Source organism: Serratia fonticola, from assembly GCF_001006005.1.
GTDB lineage: Bacteria > Pseudomonadota > Gammaproteobacteria > Enterobacterales > Enterobacteriaceae > Chania > Chania fonticola.
Genome location: NZ_CP011254.1, coordinates 3,667,574 through 3,686,955, shown reverse-complemented (window position 1 = coordinate 3,686,955; position 19,382 = coordinate 3,667,574). Strand labels below are relative to the sequence as shown.

Sequence of the window (19,382 nt, the reverse complement as noted above, 5' to 3'; positions counted from 1 at the left end):
CAGCTAAACCCACAGAGGGATCTCATGAGCAGAACGCAAAACCTCCGCCAGAACGTGGTTAATCAGATGATCGACGGCATCATCAAGGGCCATATCCGCTCACCGCTGCCTTCCCAGGCGGGGCTGGCAGAAATGTATAACATCAGCCGCACCACGGTGCGCCATACGCTCACGCACCTGCATCAACGCGGGGTACTGGAGAAGGTCAATGATGATTATGTGATCCTGCGCATGCCGCTGGCAGAAGACGGTTTTGAATGCATGAGCCACTCACTGGACGAGCAAGGCAAGCTGTTTGAGAAAGCGTTCTATCAGATGATTAACCAAAAGCAGCTGCGCGCGGGGGATTCGTTCACCGAATTGCAACTTTCACGCGCGGTTAACGTCAGCCCGGTAGTGGTGCGGGAATTCCTGCTGCGCTTCAGCCGCTTTGACCTTATCGACAACGTACGACGCGGCCAATGGAGCATGAAAAAGTTTGATCAGAACTATGCCGAGCAGCTATTTGAACTCCGTCAAATGCTGGAAACCCACGCGCTATCACGCTTTATCAACCTGCCCGCACAGGATAGCCGCTGGTTGCAGGCCAAAGAGTTGTTAAACCGCCATCGCGAGCTGCGCGACACCATCAGCGACAATTATCGATTATTTTCCCAGTTGGATCGTGACTTCCATACCCTGATCCTGTCGGCTGCCAACAACCCGTTTTTCAATCAGTCGCTGGAAATCATTTCGGTGATTTTTCACTTCCACTATCAATGGGATGAAACCGATCTGAAGCAAAGAAATATTATTGCGATTGAAGAGCATATGGCCATTTTAAGCGCCCTGATCTGCCGCAGCGATCAGGAGGCCGCCCGTGAGCTGCACCGCCATCTTGATACCGCCAAACAGTCGATGATCCGTTCTATCAAACAGGATGCTGGCTGATTTTTATTGATAAAAAACCGAAGAAAACGGGATTTAAAACCGATTAAAAACAGCAAAATCGTAACCGCCGCACGGAACCGATTAAAAAAAGCACCAGGAAACATTTTCGCCGCCTAGGCTCACTGCCGAAAGACATACCGTTGTTAACACCGAACCAGGGCCATGCCCCGGAAGAATAACTATTATTAATACGGAATATAGAGGCGAGTGATGGAAAAGATAACCACCGTGAGCACTGGAAAAGAACCGGCGGACAGTTATTCAGATAGCATTAATCCTATACCCAAGGGCGGCATAGTAGAGCGCTCTGAAAAAATTAAAAAAATCCAGAATACGGCAATGATCCTGTTATTTTTTGCTGCCGTGATTAATTTTCTGGATCGCAGTTCTCTGTCCGTCGCCAACTCCACCATTCGTGAAGAAATGGGGTTGAGCGGTACCGAGATCGGCCTGCTACTTTCCGCCTTTTCGCTGGCCTATGGGATTGCCCAATTACCCTGTGGACCGCTGCTGGATCGCAAAGGCCCGCGTATCATGCTGGGTCTGGGAATGTTTATCTGGTCTGCGTTCCAGACGATGTCTGGCATGATCCACAACTTTACCCAGTTTATCTGGGTGCGTATCGGCCTGGGGATCGGCGAAGCGCCAATGAACCCTTGCGGCGTGAAAGTCATCAACGATTGGTTCAACATCAAAGATCGCGGCATGCCGATGGGGATCTTTAACTCAGCCTCCACCATCGGGTTAGCCATCAGCCCACCCATCCTCACCGCCATGATGCTGTTGTTAGGCTGGCGCGGGATGTTCATCACCATTGGTTTACTGGGCATTGTCCTGTCCATTGCATGGTACATGCTGTATCGCAACCGCGAAGACATCAAGCTCAGCGAACAGGAGCAAAGCTATCTCAACGCCGGTAGCGTCAGCGCACGCCGTGAGCCGATGAACTTCAAGGAATGGCGGTCGCTGTTCAAAAACCGCACCATGTGGGGGATGATGATTGGCTTTAGCGGCATCAACTACACCGCCTGGCTGTATCTGGCCTGGCTGCCGGGCTACCTGCAGACCACCTACCATCTGGATTTGAAAAGTACCGGTATGTTGGCGGCAATCCCGTTCCTGTTTGGGGCGGCGGGCATGCTGTCAAACGGCTTTGTCACCGACTTCCTGGTGCGCCGCGGCATGGCTCCGCTCAAGAGCCGTAAAATCTGTATCGTCGCCGGTATGCTGCTTTCCGCAGGTTTTACCTCCGTCGTGGCACAAGCCACCACCACCACCAGTGCGGTGGCGTTAATCAGTATGGCGTTGTTCTGTATCCACTTTGCCGGTACCTCCTGCTGGGGGCTGATCCACGTGGCGGTCACTTCCCGTATGACCGCCTCGGTGGGCAGCATTCAAAACTTTGCCAGCTTTGTGTTCGCTTCGTTTGCCCCGGTGATCACCGGCTGGATCCTGGATACTACCAACTCATTCAGCCTGGCACTGACCATTTGTTCCTGCGTTACCCTGATCGGGGCGCTGTCCTACGTGTTTATCGTCAAACACCCGATCACCGACAGCGCGGCTTGATCGTCAGACTTTCCCTCTCCAACCGGAGAGGGATACTCAATCCAAGGCAAAAAAATCCAGACCCAGCGCGGATTTGACCTGTGCCAAGGTGCCCTGGGTCACCTGATTAGCCCGCTGGCTACCTTCTCTCAGGATGCGCATTAGCTCGCCCTTATCGGCGCTGTACTCGGCCCGCCGGGTGCGGATAGGCTCCAGCAGCGTTTGCAGGCAATCTTCCAGCAACCGTTTAATCTTCACGTCACCTAACCCGCCCTGACGATAGTGATCCTTCAGCTGTGCCACCAACGCCGCATCCTCGCAAAACGCGTCCAGATAGGTGAACACCATATTGCCTTCCACCTGTCCGGGGTCGCTGACGTTCAGGTGGTTGGGATCGGTAAACATACTCATCACCGCCTTATGCACTTCGTCAGCGCTGGCCCCCAGCATGATGGTATTGCCGCGTGATTTCGACATCTTGCCCTGCCCGTCCAGCCCCGGCAGCCGACCCACGCGGCTCAGCAACGGCTGGCACTCCACCAACACCTCGCGATCGACGATGCGGTTAAAGCGCCGGACAATCTCGTTGGTTTGCTCCAGCATTGGCAACTGATCTTCGCCGACCGGCACGTGAGTCGCCCCAAAAGCGGTGATATCCGCCGCTTGGCTGACCGGGTAAATCAGGAATCCGGCAGGCAGGCTGCGTGAAAAGTCTTTTTCGATGATTTCGCTTTTCACCGTAGGGTTACGTTCCAGGCGGGCAACGGTGACCAGATTGAGGTAATACATCGTCAGTTCTGCCAGCGCCGGAAGCGCCGATTGCAGGCACAGCGTGGTCTTGGCAGGATCGATCCCCACCGCCAGATAGTCGGCCACCACGTTTAGCACGTTGGCACTGATTTTTTGCGGATTGCTGCCGTTATCGGTCAGTCCTTGCAGATCGGCCACCATCACCGTTTGCTGATGATGATGCTGTAGCTCAACGCGCTGGCGCAGTGAACCGACGTAATGACCCAAATGCAGTGAACCGGTGGCGCGATCGCCAGTCAGAATGGTGTAACTCATAGCCTTGCTCCTGGAAGTATACAGACCGCCGGATCAACGCTATAAAAATGCCGCCAAAACCGGCGGCATTAAAAAAGAGGGATGAATACCCGTGCCGCCCTTAGAAAAGGCGCCACCAGCTAAAACAAGATGTGAACTGCGGGAAGATATTCATTCGGCTACGTTACACCCCGCTCAGAACCGCGTCAAGAGCGACATCCGGCTCAGAAACTCACTTCAGCTGTAGGCACGGCGCGGATCGCTACACCAAAACTTTCGATACTCGACAAGGTGGCATTATGGTGAGTACGGATCTGTAGCCCACTGGCGTGGGGTTTGTCATGGCTGGTATGTGCATCTGCCGCCAGCACCACCGGGTAACCCAGGCCAGCGGCCCGGCGGGTGGTGGTATCGACGCAGTATTCCGTGGAATAGCCGCAGATCACCAGTTGTGTGACCCCTTCGGCAATCAGCAGCTTGCCCAGATTGGTGCATAAAAAGGAATCCGGCGTGGTTTTATCAACCCGATGATCCCCTGCCTGCACCTGCAGCTCCGAATGGATCTGCCAGGCTGCGCTGCCTGCTGACAGCTCTTCATGAGCCGTCTGATGCTGAATAAAAATCACCGGTGCGCCAGCTTGCCGGGCACGTTCACTCAGTTGATTAATCCGCGTAAGCACCTGCTCGGCCTCTGCCGGTGGGGGATTAAACAGGCCCTGCTGCACATCGATAACTAACAACGCTGACTTCATAGCTGGCTCCAAAAGCGATCATTAAATAGACAATACCCCGCCCTCGTTAAACGAGAGGCTGACGCGGGCGGAAGATATGATCGACCCCCTGTTCACGCAGCATTTTTACCAAATCGTGACCACCGTTGGGCGTGGCCTGAGCCAATTCCCGCTCGGTGGCAAACACCGGGCTGGCCCAGAAAATATTCACCGTATCACCATATTGTTTAGGCAATACCAAGTGCTCACTGTAGGGATAAAATGACGAAGAGAGCACATAGCCTTCATAACCCTGCGGAGCTACCGCCGACGCCAGCGTATGCCCTTCGCCAAACCAGGTGATGTTCGCCCAGGGCACATGGGCAAATCCCGCTAATGCGCTGGCCATCTGCACCGCATTCTCTTCGGTCATATACTGCCCATCGATGGCGATTGCCATCTCCATCCGGCGGAACCTGGCGGCATCGTCGTTGAACAGAATCTCTACCCACGGCATTGGCCGGATGCTGGCCCCCATGGTCAGGAAATAGTAAACCCCGTCGCGCTCATGCTGGGTGATGGCCATCGGCGGCCATTTGCCCTGATCGATAGCGTAATACTTCACCGAAGGGCCAAAGTGTTGTTCGTACTGTGCCTGGTAATCGCTCTGCATTTTTGGCCAGGGATTACCCTCTTCCCGCTGCCAGCTACGCCAGAACTGCCGGGTATTTTCCGCCAGCGCATATTGCGTATTGGTGGATGCGGAGCCCAGCGGATAGGCCAATGGATTCTCTTTGATGCAGCTTGCCGAATAGCAGACCGAGTGATCGATGTATAAACTCCAGCCGGGGATCACTGCTAGCAGTTGCCCGTGATACCACAGGGCAGCCCCGTCGTCGCTTTCCGTCCAGATCACCATCAGCCCAGCGGGATCCAATGGCGCTTCGCCTTCCAGATTACGGCAAAACTCGGCCGCCAACATTGGGGGAAGACCGGCTTCCATAGCGGCGCGATCTTCCTGCTGCGGAGCCGTAGCCAGGTTGCGCAGCCAACAGGCACGCACCTGAAAACGTTCACTGTACTCTTCCGTTGGGTAGATATAAAAATAGGCGGCCCGGCTATCTTGCTGAACCACCGCGACCAGCGTTTGATTCTCGTTATTCACTTCAGCAAGTACGTTTGACTCGTTCATATCACCTCAAGGAGTTGCTGGCGCACAAATAGGCTGTACGCTAAAAATAGAATATTTCTCTGGGCCAGTGTAGAACGCATCGTCAATCGGGATCACGGGCAATAGTCTCAAAAGTGGCCGCGCTGGCTAACATTGCGCTGATGCGCTCTTATTCATGCGCCGCATCGCCCGATGGTAGGAGCCATTGCGTACCGAAGAGCGCAGCACCCGCCCAACACCGCCAACGCCAATACGCACGCACCGCCGCCGGGTCGCTCCAGGGGTAAATCCCAACTGTTGCTGCGCCCAGTCCGGCAACAGATCGATCCCTGCCTGCATCACCAATGCGCCGAATGGCCGGGCCAGCGCGCTGGGAGGCGGGGCCGCCAGCAGAATGCGCGCCACTTCCAGCGTGCGTTCATCGCAAACCAACTGCGGGCGCATCTGTTGCAGATAATCGTCAACCGCTGCACAGGATTTTGGGACATCGCGCGCGCCCAAGGCTTCCGCGACGAGAGCCGCTTCACGGTAATAGGTATCCTGTTGAACAAGGGACAGATGCGGATTGCGGTAACGCAGGTGCGAGGCCAGGAAACGACTGCTTTCGGCGACATGGACCCAGGTGAGCAGATGCGGATCGCTGGCGGCATAAGGCTGGCCGTTATTATCGGTGCCGTTGACCTGTAAATGGATGGCTTTGACTTTGTCGATCAGGCGTTGCGCCTCTGCACTGGGGCCAAACGTGGTGACAGAGATAAACTGGCTGGTACGACGCAGGCGGCCCAGCATATCCTCGCGGAAGTTGGAATGATCCCACACGCCCGCCAAAGCCAACGGGTGCAGCATCTGCAACAGCAGCGCACTGACGCCGCCGCAAAGCATGGAGGTGAAGTCACCATGCACTTGCCAGGTGACCGACTGCGGGCCAAACAGCCCCGGATCGCCAGCTGGATTTTCAAAGTCAATCCCGCCGAGTGCCAGCCCGGTCAGGCTGAGCACCTGTTTCTCTATCGCTGCGCGTATCACTTCCATCCCCCTGTCCACGGCCTATGGCGCAGTTTATCATAGTGAGGGGCTGAGACTGCTCAACTCGCTATGTGGATAGCTTGACGAACAATGACAATAGATTGGGAATGTCGATGATAACGATAAGAACGCGTGTGGCTGCGGATAACGTGCAGCTAGTAGAAATCTGGCAGCGTTCGGTGCGCGCCACCCATCACTTCCTGGCCGAAGAGGATATTGCGCGCCTGTATCCGCTGATCCTCAACGACTATCTCCCGGCGGTTCACGTCTGGGTGGCCGAAGATGCTGCCGGGCAGCTATGTGGTTTTATCGGCCTGGATGGCAACAAAGTGGAAATGCTGTTTATTGACGCCGATCGGCGTGGCGAAGGTATTGGCAAGGCCCTGCTGGCCGAGGTTGAGTCCATGCATCAGGAACTGCTGCTGGACGTCAATGAGCAGAATCCGCAGGCATTGGCGTTTTATCAGCATTACGGTTTTGTGGTGACGGGCCGCAGCGAGCTGGATGGCCAAGGCAAGCCTTTCCCATTACTGCATATGATGCTTAATGGCTAGCAATCACACATGTCCGAACGTAGGGGCGCCGCATGCTGCGCCCCTTGTTTTCAGCCTGTTGGGCTTTCAACAGCCCCGATCAAACTTTATTGCCCACCTGGCTCAAACGCGGCCATACCATCATGGTGGTATCCAGCAACCGCAACAGATCTTCACGGCTGGCCCCTTCACGCGCCTGGGCGGACATTCCGGCAATCATGCAAATAATGTACTTCGCCAATAATCCTGTATCCGTTTTTGCCAGCAACTCCCCCTGTTGTACCTTGCGGTCAAAGCAGGCTTTCAGGCTGGTTTCCTGCGCAAAATGCTTGTTGCGCAGCATCTCGGCCAGATCGTTTGAAGAGTCGGACAAGGCTGCGTTGGCGCATACCATAAAACAACCAGCAGGGTTTTCCGGATCGGTGAACACCTCTGCCGAGGTGCGCAAATAGGCTTCGACGATGTCGGCGATCGGTAACTCCTGGGCCAGCAGGCGGTTGTAACATTCTACGTAGCGGCTCAGATAGCGCTCAACCGCGGCGCGAAACAGCCCCTCTTTGTTACCAAACTCCGCATACAGCGTAGGCGCTTTAGCCCCGGTCGCTTCCACCAGATCGGCCAACGAGGTGGATTCATAGCCATGGCGCCAGAACAGCTCAAGCGCCTGCTCAACGGCCTGATCGCGATCAAACTGCTTCGGCCTGCCGCGTGATTTCTTCGCGCATGCGTCTTCATTATTGATACTCATAGACCCCTCACTTTCCCGGTGGCCCAACGCGGGCACAATCATTAAATTATCGATCGGTATAAAAAATAGTACGCCGCCGATGATAAGCGAGCAACTTTTAATTAGCGATCGGTAAGCAATGTGTCCAATGACGCCCCCTGCCGGGCAAAAAACGGCGTTCAATCCGGGTTGCGTCTTGCTACAGGATGACGAAAAATACGAGAAAACATTAGAATTCAGATTAAATAACAACAAGTTAATTTAAAATCCTATCTTAACATCCCTTCCCCATCGGCCCGCGGCTTGAGCGGGATAGCACGAATTAATTAACGACCAATAAAAAAACATTTGCAATCGTTCGGGCAGGAGCCTACCATTAAGTTATCGACCGTTAAGTAATTAAACGGGATAACACCAAAACTTTATTGCTCATGTAGAGATAGGAAACCAAATCATGAAAAACCTGAAAATGACCGTCGCCGCCATCGCACTAGCTTCTGTATCTTTCGGTAGCTTCGCCGCAGAGTTGGTCAGCAGCCAACCCACCGATCTGCAACAATCAGGCGTGATCACCGTGAGTGGCGCTTCTGACCTGACATCACTGGAAAATAAACTGGCGGCTAAAGCGGATGCAGCTGGCGCCAAATCCTTCCAGATCATCGCAACCACCGGCAGTAACAAACTGCACGGCACCGCGATTATCTATAACTAATCATAAACTCGTCGGCCGGAAGGGCGCAGCATGCAGCGCCCCTACGTTTTGAGCCGGTGGGAGAATGTTTGCAGTATCAGGCGGCCTTGGTGCCGCCTTTTGCTATTTACCCCTCAGCCAAACCAGCCCAATAGCCCGAACCATAGATAATCCAACGGTACCAACAGCCCAAAGGTTAACAAGGCCAGCAGCAGACACAGTTTCAGTCCTTCACGCGGCGGAACTTTCCCCATCCCCATTGCCACCACAATCGGTGATGCCTGATACGGCAGCAGCGGCGTGGCATAGCCAATCACCTGCGTCATCAATACCGTGGTTAGCGGCAAGCCACTCCCCTCTGACAGAACCTGTGCCAGCGGCGTGAACAGCGCGGGTACGCCATTGGCCGTCACAACAAAATTCAACAGCGTCGTAATACCGATCAACAGGCCAAAAGCGGTAAATGGCCGATCCTGTGTTTGCGGTATGACGTTCAGCAACGCACTGCCTAACCAATCCCCCAACCCGGAGTGGCTCACCAAAGCCGTCAACCCAAGGATCCCCGCCACATAGAGACAGGTGCGGATGTTGACACCGGCTGCAAACTGCTCCCCCGTCAGGAAACCAATACGCGGCAACAGGCAAACGCAGGCGGCAGCCAGCCCTACCCAGGCGGGAGCGATGCCGTGCCAACTATCGGTGATCCACAACAGCACCGTGATCAGTAGCAGCGCGATCAACCGCCATTCCGCTACGCTAAGTGCACTCTGCTCGGAGGTTTTTTCCACCGGCTGCGGTTTGGCGCGGAACAGCCAGCAGATGCATAACGTCAGCAACGCGCCTTTTGCCAGCCCCAGGATCGGCGCATGCAGCAGCAGATAAGACAGGTAGGTGAAGTGAATACCATAGGCGCTTTCTGCCGCCCCGCTCATCACCAGATTAGGTACGTTGGCAGGCAGAATGCTGGCGGAAAGTTGGAAGGTACCAAACCCTACCGCCAACGCCAGGCCATAGCGGCCACGCGATCCTTCCGCCAACCCGGCACGTTCGGCTAACGCCATGATGATCGGCATCAGCAGGGTAATACGCCCCATATTCGACGGCATGACAAAGGCCAGCGCATAGCTGATGGCCACTACTCCGCCCACCAATCGTGGCCAGGAGCCAGCCAGTAGCGGCAGAATACGGTTGGCCAGCCGATCGGCCAGCCCCGTAGAACGAATGGCCGTCCCCAGCACAAAGCCGCTCAATACCAGCCAGAATGCCGATGAGGCAAACCCGGAAAACACCACTGCCGTCGGCGCTAGCTGTAACACCATCACCGCAGCAAAAAACAGCAGCGCAACCAGATACTCCGGCAAACGCGACGTTGCCCATAAGGCGATCACCACCAAAGTCACCAGCGCGGAAACGCCCATCGGGTAATCCATCATCCCTTCTCCCTGTCATCGTTAGTTTTTTGTTATCAACTGGTTATATCTTCACATAACGGAAACGCCCGAACGGTGAAACGGCTCACAGTTCACGGGCGGCGGCCAAATCGGCCATACTCTCCCCGCGCCAAGAGGCTACTCTGCTTGCAGGCTAGCGCCAGCTATTTTCCCTTTTGCCAAAAGTGGCCCATGCTTAGAGGGGCCGAGCATTTGGCACACGTTTACTGACGAACCGGGGTACTGACTGATGACGAAAAAGACCACGCTGTTACAGTTTTTCCATTGGTACTACCCGGATGGCGGCAAGCTATGGCAGGAGGTCACCGAACGTGCCCCCGCCCTGGCCGAGCTAGGAGTAACCGATCTATGGCTGCCACCAGCCTATAAAGGGGCTGCTGGTGGCTATTCGGTGGGGTATGACAGCTACGATCTGTTCGATCTGGGGGAGTTTGATCAAAAAGGCACCCGCGCCACCAAATACGGCGACAAAGAGGCGTTGACGCAGGCCGTTAATAGCCTGCGCGAACACCAGATCCGGGTGATCTATGACGTGGTGTTCAACCACAAGATCGGCGCCGATGAAAAAGAGCAGGTGCACGTCTATAAGGTCGATGAAGATAACCGTAACGATATCGCAGAGGTTGGCATCGACGCGCTGGCCTACACTCGCTTTACCTTCCCAGGGCGGCAAGGGGCCTATTCCAAATTTATCTGGGACTATACCTGCTTTAGCGGCGTCGATTATATCGAGCAACCGGATGACAAAGGCATCTTCAAGATAGCCAATGACCATGGCGAAGAGGGTTGGAGCGATCAGGTTGACGACGAAAACGGCAACTTTGACTATTTGATGGGCGCCAACGTGGAGTTCCGTAACCAGGCCGTCGTCGAGGAGCTAAAATACTGGGCACGCTGGTTGATGGAAATCCTGCCTTGCGACGGGTTCCGGTTGGATGCCACCAAACATATCCCAGCCTGGTTCTTTAAAGACTGGGCAGATCACGTGCGCGATGCGGCACAGCGCGATCTGTTTATCGTGGCCGAATACTGGTCACACGATCTGGCGGCATTACAACAGTATTTAACACTGGTCGATGGTAAGGTGATGCTGTTCGACGTGCCGCTACAGCTGAAATTCCATCTGGCGTCAAAACAGGGCGATGGTTACGATATGTCGCAGCTGTTTACCGATACGCTGGTCGCCGTCGACCCTGCCCATGCGGTAACTCTGGTGGCAAACCATGACACTCAGCCGTTGCAATCGCTTGAAGCGCCGGTCGAACCCTGGTTCAAACCGCTGGCCTACGCCCTGATCCTGCTGCGTGAACAAGGCGTTCCTTGCCTGTTTTACCCGGATCTGTACGGTGCCAGTTATAGCGATCAAGGCGATGACGGCCAGCAATACCAGATTGACATGCCGGTGATTGCCGAACTGGAGAAGCTGATCCAGGCGCGTCAACGCTTTGCTAACGGCGAACAACACGACTATTTTGACGATCCGCACTGCATCGCCTTCAGCCGCAGTGGCACTGCCGAGCAACCCGGTTGCGTGGTGGTGATGACCAACGGGGCTGAAAGCAGTAAAACCGTCGCGCTGGGCGAAAATTTTGCGCATAAATCCTGGCGTGACTTCCTCGGCAACCGCGAGGACGATATTATGACAGATGAGCACGGTAACGCCGCCTTCCCGGTCAACGGCGGCAGCGTTAGCGTCTGGGTCATGGCCGAAGCAGAGTAAGGTCCTCCGGGGAGGCAATGTACCACCCCGGCGGCAAAACCCATTTTTGCCTTTTTGGTCCGATTTTTCATTAAGACCATAAGCAAATATTCACAGCGGAGCCTAAATAGGGTACAAGGCTGCATGAAAATTCCAAAACGACTCCAGCCATTGGTAGATGATGGTTTAATCGACGACGTCATCCGCCGTTTGAAAAGTGGCAAAGAAGCCGACGTATTTATCGTGCGTTGCGGTAAAGAGATCCGCTGCGCCAAAGTGTACAAAGAAGCCGATAAACGCAACTTCAAGCAGGCCGTGAACTACCAGGAAGGCCGCAAGGTGCGCAATAGCCGCGACGCCCGCGCCATGAGTAAAGGCTCCAAATTTGGCCGCCAACAGCAGGAAGAGGCCTGGCAGAATACCGAAGTGGACGCGCTATACCTGCTGGCCAAGGCCGGCGTACGTGTGCCACAGCCGGATATCTGCCTGGACGGTGTATTACTGATGGAGCTGATCACCGATGAAGAAGGTCTGGTAGCCCCACGCCTGAGTGACGTCACGTTAACGCCGGAACAGGCGTTGAACGATCATGCCTTGATGATGAACTATGCCGTGCGCATGCTCTGTGTTGGGCTGGTTCACGGCGATCTGTCAGAGTTCAACGTGCTGATGGATAAAGACGGGCCGGTGATTATCGATTTGCCGCAGGTGGTAGATGCCGCCGCCAACAACCATGCCAAAAGCATGTTTGAACGCGATATCAACAATATGACTCACTACTACGGCCAGTATGCGCCGCAGCTGCTGGGCAGCAAGTATGCCAAAGAGATTTGGGCGCTGTACCAGGAAGGCAACCTGACGCCGGAGACGGAGTTGACCGGTAAATTTGTTGAAACCAGCAAGCGGGCCGACGTTGACTCGGTGCTGGAAGAGATCCAGGCGGCCAGCGATGAGCACCAGCGGCAACTGATGGCGCGTAACGAAGAAGAAGATTGAGATCCAGCATCAAAATGACCCCTCACCCTAACCCTCTCCCACAGGGAGAGGGGACCGATCGAGTTCGCTATCAGTATAGAAATTTACCTAATCACGGCACTAAATCAGCTCTCTGTTGCAGTGAAATAGCTGGTTCGCGGTACCTGACGACAACGCCGAATCAGCTCCCTCTCCCTGTGGGAGAGGGTTGGGGTGAGGGGCCTGCTGGCTGGAATAACTACTCAAAGCCAACGCCTTACCCGGCGGCAAAACACATCGTAGTCTTGCCCAAAGTTGGCTCGTAGGAACGTCTCTTCACGCGGGATCTGCACGCGATCCAGATAGGCAAAAAATAACCCCCACCATAACCAGACGCCGATACCTCCCAGCAACAGTCCCCAAGCCGCCAACAGCAGGACCTGCCCTAGATACACCGGATTACGGCTGAAACGGAAAACGCCGTTAACCAGCAACGCGCTGACCTGCTGAAATTTTTGTGGATGCAACGTGGTGCCAGCCCGGTGAAAAGCATAACTGGCACTAAACATAATTAGCACGGAAGCCACCGCTAATGCACCAGCAGTCCAGAGCATAACCCGGTTATCTTGCCAGCCCTCCTCGGCTAGCCAGCGGGTTGCCGTCATCCCCGCAGCACAAACTGCCATCACCATCGGCGGCAAAACTAACCGCTGCAACCACGCTACCATTTTCTTGCTCCCTCTCGACCACGCAATGCTATTTGCGCTATAACAAGCTCTCCCCGTAACAACGCCAGAGAAGAGACCATGAGCCAATATGCCCCACAGTTCTGGCGTGATGAACGCCTGCCGTTCGTTGAGGCCCGCCACGTCGAAGATGGCCGCAAGCTCTGTTATGCGCTGCATAGCCACGAGTTCTTCTGTATTGGTACCATCACCGCCGGCACCAGCACCTATGTTAACGGCGACCAGCACCTACAGGTTAAAACCGGTGACGTGGTGATCATCAACCCGCAGCAGGCGCACGGCTGCAACCCCATTGGTGACCAGCGTTGGGCCTATACCATGTTTTATATCGACCAGCACTGGTTGGCAACGCTACAGCAGGACCCTAGCAGCGGCTTTGTGCCATTCAAGCAGATTATCAGCCAGGATAAGGCGCTGTTTAGCGGCCTGAATCAACTGTATGGGGTACTGACCGATCCACTCTGTTGCCATCTGGAAAAGCAGATCGCCCTGGTGGATTACTTCAGTAACCTGCCGCAGTTACTTGGCGAGTCTCCGGTTTTACAGCAGGATATGACCCCTAAATTGGAAATGGCTGCGGCGTTTATCCGTGCTCATTGTACCCAGTCGCTGACGTTGGAGGCGATCTGCCAAGCGTCGGCCCTCTCCCCTTCTTATCTGATCCGCGCTTTCAAGAAGCGCTACGGCATGACTCCTCATGCCTACCTGGTCAATCAGCGCGTGCAGCACGGCCAGCGGCTACTGAAACAGGGCTTATCCATTGCGGCCGCCGCCAACGAAAGCGGTTTTGCCGATCAGGCGCACTTTCAGCGCACCTTCAAGCAGTTGCTGGCAGCCACCCCCGGCCAGTATCAGATCCCTTCGGCCAGCAAGTAACAGGCGCTGAACGCCAGCAGCAGCGCCATCAAACGGTTAAAGCGGCGCAGATTGTGCGCCCGTTGCAACAGGCCGCTAAGCATCGCCCCAGCGTAGGCCCAACAGGCTATCGACAGGTAGCAAATCACAAAGTAGAGCGCAGCAAATTGCCACAGCAGATGCATCTCCCCATCACCGACAAAGGCTCCCATACTGGCAACAGAAGCCAGCCAAGCCTTGGGGTTCAGCAATTGCAGCAAGGCACCATACCAATAAGAGGGAGTTTGTTGCCGATTGCCCTGGCTTAGTGTCCCGTCATCCGCTGCAAGCTGATAGGCCATATAGAGCAGAAAGGCTACGCCGCCCCAGAGGATCACGGTGGTCAGCCCCGGCCATAAGGTAAGCACTTCATGCATTCCCAAGCCAACCGACACCAGCAATAACGTGAAACCCAAGGTCGCACCGGTCACATGCCGCAGGCTGGTCGTAAAGCCAAACTGCGCGCCACAGCTAAGTGCCACGATGTTTACCGGACCAGGAGTAATAGAGGAGGCCAACGCAAAAGCGGCCATAGAGAGGTAAAGCGTCATAGTCAGCACCTGTAGAAGATAATTACAGGTGCCAGCGTGCCGGGTTACCACGGGGGAGTATTGAAGGAAATTACCCTAACGAGGCCATCAAATTCTCAGTTGGTCCTTTGCCAGGCGATAAAGCTCCATATTGGTAATAATACCGAACTTTCTCATCAGGTTACGTTTATGATGACTGAGTGTTTTAATGCTTCTGCCATCCAGGCAGGCCAGTGTCGACAAGCTGACCCCTTTCATCACGGAATCAAACACCGTGATTTCACAAGGCGTCATGGAGATCTTTTCCACGCGGTCATAGGTGGAGCTTTCTCTCTCCTGCGAGATGGCTTTGGTTATCAAACTTTCACTGCTGGATACGGCGAAGATTAGTCCAATCAATTCATCAATGGGATCTCTGATCGTCGCAATGCCGTTGGCAAGCCCATTACTGGTCAATTTAAAGTAAATACTTGAATGGCAGGATAATATCACGATGATTTTTGCTTCGGGATTTTTACAACGAAAAACCTGCAGCAAACGGAATGATTCAAAGTAATTATCCCGAATATCAACGATCACCACCGTGTTTTCAAGGTTGTACTCGTCACAGGCTTTTAACGAATGGTATTCCAGACATCTTCCGCTACTTTCGGTTTTCTGTTCATACAAACATCTAAGCCCCAGCAATAAGTACTGGCAACCACTGATGAGCATCAGGTTATTCATTTTACCCCTCACGGACTAGTAACAGCATCACATCCCTGACTACCTAATCAATGAATCTGATTTCAATTTGAAATAAAGTTCGGTAATGGTTCTAACATGAAACTTGCTATAGATATTAGAGCGGTGCGTGCCCACCGTTTTACTGCTAATAAATAACTCATCAGCAATTTCCTTGTTCTTCATGCCGGAGAGAATTCTTTTCAGAATGTCATTCTCTCTTTTGGTCAGTGCGAAGAAACGCATATTCCCTATATGGCTGATGACATTATGAAGTTCGCTATACGGGTTATCCATTTTAGTCAACAACTTTTCTATGGTACGCGTAATAGTTTCAACATCCGATTTTTTCTTCAAGACAACATCAGAAAAAAGTGATAGCAGTTGATAATTATCGCTCGCATCATCATCTTTACATAACGTAACGATAACACTCCCCTGATTATTGCCCTTTAGTTTATTAATGAAGTCAATACGATCGGAATAAAAAATATCATCCACGTCTAAAATCACCATGGAGTTCTCTTTTTGTATGACTTCATCCGTCACGCTGGAAATGCTTTTACACAGAGTGATGTTAACTTCTTTACCAAGATATTTATTTGATGAGACTAAATCATCAACTAATTTATTAAATGCATAACGAATGAGTTCACAATCACTAAACATGATAATATTTAACATCATCTTTCCATTTTACGTAAAACTGCGCATCCCGGCTAACGAGGAAATTTTATTGAGAATTTTCCTTCATTTTTAACACTATCTCTTAATGCGTCAAAAGAGTCATTAAGAATACATTTATTAAAAATAGGAAAAATCCCATAAATAAAATTGCAGTTACCCAACGTGCTTGATAACGTCATTAAACGCGCAAGACACCTTCACGGCAAACCAGGGAGTAAAAATGTGTTTTTTGATTTTTTAAAAATCATTATAAATCATGGTATTATGAAAGAAATACCCTAAGAACCTTCCTGATTACATATCAATAATGATTCGCACGTCCCTGTTTCTACGATTTTCACATAAATATGTTAGACATAATGACTGCTAGTCCTGACGTCTCCCTTCCGCTACCCGCCTATACTTTCAGCTGAATCTGAAATTTTCAATCAGCTAACAGATGTCTTTTGATGTAAGTAAACATTTCTAAAAGTCACTCACTTCAATACTATACTTGAAGACGCCGTAACAAGATGGCGGGAAGCACAGTTGGTAAAGGGATAGACCCACTCTCTGGCAAGCGATAACAAGGTTAAGGTCCATGACTCACAATATGAACGATGAAAAAAATCCTAGATTAGACTTAAATCTGTTAACCATCTTGAGCAGCGTGATAGAAACAGGCAGTGCCACACTAGCCGCGGAGCGGCTTGGGCTCAGTAGCTCATCTATCAGCTACGCGCTCAACAAACTCAGAGAGCATTTCTCTGATCCTATCGTGATCCGCACCAGCAGCGGTGTCAAACCGACACTATTGGCAATGAACCTCTACAACAACACCCAGCCACTGCTCGATGAACTGAATGCAACGCTGAAGACACTCGATCTTGGAGGCAACTCCACCTCTTCATCACAGATAAGAACCATCCGTATTAGAACTAACTCAATATTTGATTTTTGGCTATCACATCAAATACTTAATGATGAAAAATATCAAAATGGCTATACCTTTGAGTTCTACTCATACCCTAATGATGCGGAACAATGTCTGGAGCAGTTAAGAAGCAAACAGATCGATATGGATATAGGGTTTCATCTGGGCAATGACCGGTCCATCGTAAAAAAACCCTTACCTGCGATCAAACTAGTGGCATTATTTAGAAATGATCATCCAAGGATCAATAATAAGTCTGGCATGGAGCAGTTGGCGCAGGAAAAAAAATTTGGTTGGATGAGTCGTGACGGTGTGAATTCGGCAGAAAATCCCTTACTCGCCTGGTTCACGGAAAAAAGCATCCGCAGAACCTACCTGAGTGACTCACTGATTAATGCGGTTTTGCACACTTCGCACTCAGATGCCATCACCATTGTCCCTGAGTTTGTCGCCCCTTTATTTTGTGACTTATTCTCAATGCAATCCTTGGATTGCAATATTTTCGACAATGATAAATACGCCCTCTATTGTCATATCCACAGAAACGATCGCGATGATCCGGTGCTGAATGACATTATCAATATTATGACAGGGATATAGAAAGGGGCTCGGTGGTTAACCACTGGGCCCCTCGATAAGATAGAGATCACTTACGTTTTTTGGATGCCTTACCTTTAGGTTCGGCATTAGTCGCCGCGCGGCTAAAGTAGGGCACATCAAGATAGTAGTCTTTACCTAGCAGCTTGCCATTGCCAAACCAGGTAATGCCTTTAACTTCCAGCTCAAACGCCCCCTGGGAGAAAGACATCACGTAACCCTTGTCATCCATCACGCGGTAATCACTGTTTGACAGGCTGAGTACGGTAATATCCCCCTTCTTGCCACCATACAGCTGCTTAACACGATCCAGGTAGAACGGAGCCAATTCGGTAAACATGTCGAAAATCTGGTTTTTATACGCGGCGTAACTCATATTCCCCTTGTCAGCCAAGGCATTGCCCATCAACGAATAAAACTCTGCATTGGCTTCGGCAATTGCCATCCGGGTACGCATAACCTGATTAAGCTTATCCTGGTCAACCTCTTGTTTCACGCTGAGGGTTTTGTCTTTATTGGCAACATTAACCCCTTGGTACAAGTATTTGTTATCCCCAGGCAGGATCACCGAGGTGGCAATATAGCTGGCACACGCGGCTTTCTGTTTCTGAGTTTCACCATTCACCAATAACGACAAGGCATTTCCGCTGGCTGGAATTTGGCTGACGTCGACACCGTTTCTTTGCAGATAAGTGTCTACCTCAGCCTGACTCTTCTCATTTCTAGCCAGATCGCACACCAGCTTCATCATCAGGTCATTACGCTCATTATTGACCGATGGCGTCATTTCCAGCAGCGTTTCGCTGATTAATGATGAACTAGGATAAGAAACAACATAATCCCTGCTCGCTGCCTGAGCACTAAAACCCCAAACGCTGGCTAGTAATAATACGGCAGACCTGGCTAAAAATTTCGATTTCATCTTATCTGTCCTGAATAGCTTATTTGCTGGTGAACTCAATCACGATCCGGCGGTTAGGTGCCAAACACTCAACCACTTTCGCCGATTTTTTGCCTGGGCAAGCGACTAACGGCTCGGAGGCTCCTGCCCCCTCCACCTGAATAATCTGACGGCTGATGCCGTTTGACACCAACAGATCGCGCACAGATTCGGCACGCTTTAAGGAAAGCTGCTGATTATAAGCTTTGCTACCCAGACGATCGGTATGGCCGATAATGATGATGCTCTTTTCATTCAGGTTGGTTTGCTTGATTTTGTTCGCAAACCCCGTCAGTTCATTAACCCCTGCCGCCGACAATACCGCGCTGTTAAAACCAAACAGCATGTTGGCATTGAAAGTCACCGGTGAAGATGGAGCCTCATGCTTCACGACAGTTGGAGCCGCCTTCAATTTTTCCAGGCAGTTTTCTGGTTGGAAGAAGAAGGACTGCGCGATCAGATCCTGATCGAACACCACTTTGTACTGACAAACCAAATCATTACCGCTGGCCATTCTGAACTTCAGAATGTAATCCCACTCTTTCACACCGAATACCCCCTCAGAGAAATGAGGCGCACCGATCAGTTGATAGAGTTGGTTTTTGGTCATGCCCGGCTTGATCATATTGAGGTTATCCAGATTGACGTAGCTCCCCTCTTTACGGGTTGCGTTGTCCATCTGCGGGAAAACCGGGTTTGCGGTATGCCCGGCATTGTCTACCTGGCTGATACTACGAGTACATCCCGACATGGAGAGCACAATGGCTGCCGCCAGAACCACACGAGCGCTTTTGGAAAAAGAAAACATAAGTCCGCCTAGTTTAAGAGTTTTTACTGTTGCTCTGGTGACGTTGCCGCCACCAGAGCT

The 19,382-nt window shown here is 52.2% G+C and carries 20 protein-coding genes; 8 read left to right on the top strand and 12 right to left on the bottom strand.

Annotated features, from left to right (window positions below):
• Positions 1–24 precede the first annotated feature (24 nt).
• Together WN53_RS16440 and WN53_RS16435 are read left to right on the top strand one after the other, a co-directional pair.
• Positions 25–930 (top strand): GntR family transcriptional regulator, encoded by a 906-nt coding sequence (locus WN53_RS16440; protein ID WP_024485333.1) that lies wholly within the window; start codon positions 25–27, stop codon positions 928–930.
• Positions 931–1,269: 339 nt separating this feature from the next.
• Entirely contained in the window at positions 1,270–2,499 is a 1,230-nt protein-coding gene (locus tag WN53_RS16435; protein WP_390901751.1) for an MFS transporter, read from the top strand.
• 36 nt (positions 2,500–2,535) lie between these two features.
• Here the strand turns inward: WN53_RS16435 and trpS are convergent, their stop codons facing one another.
• The 4 genes from trpS to WN53_RS16415 all read right to left on the bottom strand — a co-directional run bounded on the left by trpS (position 2,536) and on the right by WN53_RS16415 (position 6,435).
• Positions 2,536–3,543 (bottom strand): tryptophan--tRNA ligase, encoded by a 1,008-nt coding sequence (trpS, locus tag WN53_RS16430; RefSeq protein ID WP_046808111.1) that lies wholly within the window; start codon positions 3,541–3,543, stop codon positions 2,536–2,538.
• A 203-nt stretch (positions 3,544–3,746) separates the two neighbouring features.
• Positions 3,747–4,274 carry a cysteine hydrolase family protein gene (locus tag WN53_RS16425; RefSeq protein ID WP_024485335.1) on the bottom strand — a complete coding sequence of 176 codons (528 nt, stop codon included), beginning with the start codon at positions 4,272–4,274 and terminating at the stop codon, positions 3,747–3,749.
• 46 nt (positions 4,275–4,320) lie between these two features.
• Positions 4,321–5,424, bottom strand: coding sequence for a suppressor of fused domain protein (locus WN53_RS16420; RefSeq protein ID WP_024485336.1), 1,104 nt, complete (start codon positions 5,422–5,424; stop codon positions 4,321–4,323).
• A gap of 126 nt (positions 5,425–5,550) precedes the next feature.
• Positions 5,551–6,435: an oxygenase MpaB family protein gene (locus WN53_RS16415; RefSeq protein WP_024485337.1), complete on the bottom strand. Its 885-nt coding sequence runs from the start codon at positions 6,433–6,435 to the stop codon at positions 5,551–5,553.
• 107 nt (positions 6,436–6,542) lie between these two features.
• Here WN53_RS16415 and WN53_RS16410 point away from each other — a divergent pair, with 107 nt between their 5' ends.
• Positions 6,543–6,983, top strand: a complete 441-nt coding sequence (locus WN53_RS16410; RefSeq protein ID WP_037412657.1) for an acetyltransferase — start codon at positions 6,543–6,545, stop codon at positions 6,981–6,983.
• 79 nt (positions 6,984–7,062) lie between these two features.
• On the opposite strand, the gene WN53_RS16405 is transcribed toward WN53_RS16410, so the two are convergent.
• Positions 7,063–7,710, bottom strand: coding sequence for a TetR/AcrR family transcriptional regulator (locus WN53_RS16405; RefSeq protein WP_024485339.1), 648 nt, complete (start codon positions 7,708–7,710; stop codon positions 7,063–7,065).
• A gap of 433 nt (positions 7,711–8,143) precedes the next feature.
• Here WN53_RS16405 and bhsA point away from each other — a divergent pair, with 433 nt between their 5' ends.
• Entirely contained in the window at positions 8,144–8,401 is a 258-nt protein-coding gene (gene bhsA, locus WN53_RS16400; protein WP_024485340.1) for a multiple stress resistance protein BhsA, read from the top strand.
• 113 nt (positions 8,402–8,514) lie between these two features.
• Here bhsA and WN53_RS16395 read toward each other — a convergent pair whose 3' ends face one another.
• Positions 8,515–9,813, bottom strand: a complete 1,299-nt coding sequence (locus tag WN53_RS16395) for an SLC13 family permease (RefSeq protein WP_046808110.1) — start codon at positions 9,811–9,813, stop codon at positions 8,515–8,517.
• Between the two features lie 247 nt (positions 9,814–10,060).
• Here WN53_RS16395 and amyA point away from each other — a divergent pair, with 247 nt between their 5' ends.
• Both amyA and WN53_RS16385 read left to right on the top strand, forming a co-directional pair.
• Positions 10,061–11,551, top strand: coding sequence for an alpha-amylase (amyA, locus tag WN53_RS16390; RefSeq protein WP_024485341.1), 1,491 nt, complete (start codon positions 10,061–10,063; stop codon positions 11,549–11,551).
• Positions 11,552–11,674: 123 nt separating this feature from the next.
• A complete protein-coding gene (locus WN53_RS16385) occupies positions 11,675–12,526 on the top strand; it encodes a PA4780 family RIO1-like protein kinase (protein WP_021805181.1) in 852 nt (283 codons plus the stop codon).
• Between the two features lie 221 nt (positions 12,527–12,747).
• On the opposite strand, the gene WN53_RS16380 is transcribed toward WN53_RS16385, so the two are convergent.
• Positions 12,748–13,212 carry a methyltransferase family protein gene (locus tag WN53_RS16380; RefSeq protein WP_051346328.1) on the bottom strand — a complete coding sequence of 155 codons (465 nt, stop codon included), beginning with the start codon at positions 13,210–13,212 and terminating at the stop codon, positions 12,748–12,750.
• A gap of 78 nt (positions 13,213–13,290) precedes the next feature.
• Here WN53_RS16380 and WN53_RS16375 point away from each other — a divergent pair, with 78 nt between their 5' ends.
• Positions 13,291–14,106 carry an AraC family transcriptional regulator gene (locus WN53_RS16375; RefSeq protein ID WP_024485343.1) on the top strand — a complete coding sequence of 272 codons (816 nt, stop codon included), beginning with the start codon at positions 13,291–13,293 and terminating at the stop codon, positions 14,104–14,106.
• On the opposite strand, the gene WN53_RS16370 is transcribed toward WN53_RS16375, so the two are convergent.
• The 3 genes from WN53_RS16370 to WN53_RS29040 all read right to left on the bottom strand — a co-directional run bounded on the left by WN53_RS16370 (position 14,082) and on the right by WN53_RS29040 (position 16,061).
• Entirely contained in the window at positions 14,082–14,675 is a 594-nt protein-coding gene (locus WN53_RS16370; protein WP_024485344.1) for a LysE family translocator, read from the bottom strand. The two genes, WN53_RS16375 and WN53_RS16370, sit on opposite strands and share 25 nt — an antisense overlap.
• 87 nt (positions 14,676–14,762) lie before the next feature.
• Entirely contained in the window at positions 14,763–15,380 is a 618-nt protein-coding gene (locus WN53_RS16365) for a helix-turn-helix domain-containing protein (protein WP_024485345.1), read from the bottom strand.
• 39 nt (positions 15,381–15,419) lie between these two features.
• Positions 15,420–16,061, bottom strand: coding sequence for a helix-turn-helix transcriptional regulator (locus tag WN53_RS29040; protein WP_024485346.1), 642 nt, complete (start codon positions 16,059–16,061; stop codon positions 15,420–15,422).
• Positions 16,062–16,644: 583 nt separating this feature from the next.
• Between WN53_RS29040 and WN53_RS16355 the strand changes: the two genes are divergently transcribed.
• The gene (locus WN53_RS16355) at positions 16,645–17,577 is read left to right on the top strand and encodes a LysR family transcriptional regulator (protein ID WP_024485347.1); all 933 of its coding nucleotides are present in this window, start codon (positions 16,645–16,647) and stop codon (positions 17,575–17,577) included.
• A gap of 46 nt (positions 17,578–17,623) precedes the next feature.
• Here the strand turns inward: WN53_RS16355 and WN53_RS16350 are convergent, their stop codons facing one another.
• Both WN53_RS16350 and WN53_RS16345 read right to left on the bottom strand, forming a co-directional pair.
• Positions 17,624–18,496 carry a hypothetical protein gene (locus WN53_RS16350; protein WP_037412659.1) on the bottom strand — a complete coding sequence of 291 codons (873 nt, stop codon included), beginning with the start codon at positions 18,494–18,496 and terminating at the stop codon, positions 17,624–17,626.
• 19 nt (positions 18,497–18,515) lie between these two features.
• Entirely contained in the window at positions 18,516–19,322 is an 807-nt protein-coding gene (locus WN53_RS16345) for an OmpA family protein (RefSeq protein ID WP_024485349.1), read from the bottom strand.
• Positions 19,323–19,382: the final 60 nt, after the last annotated feature.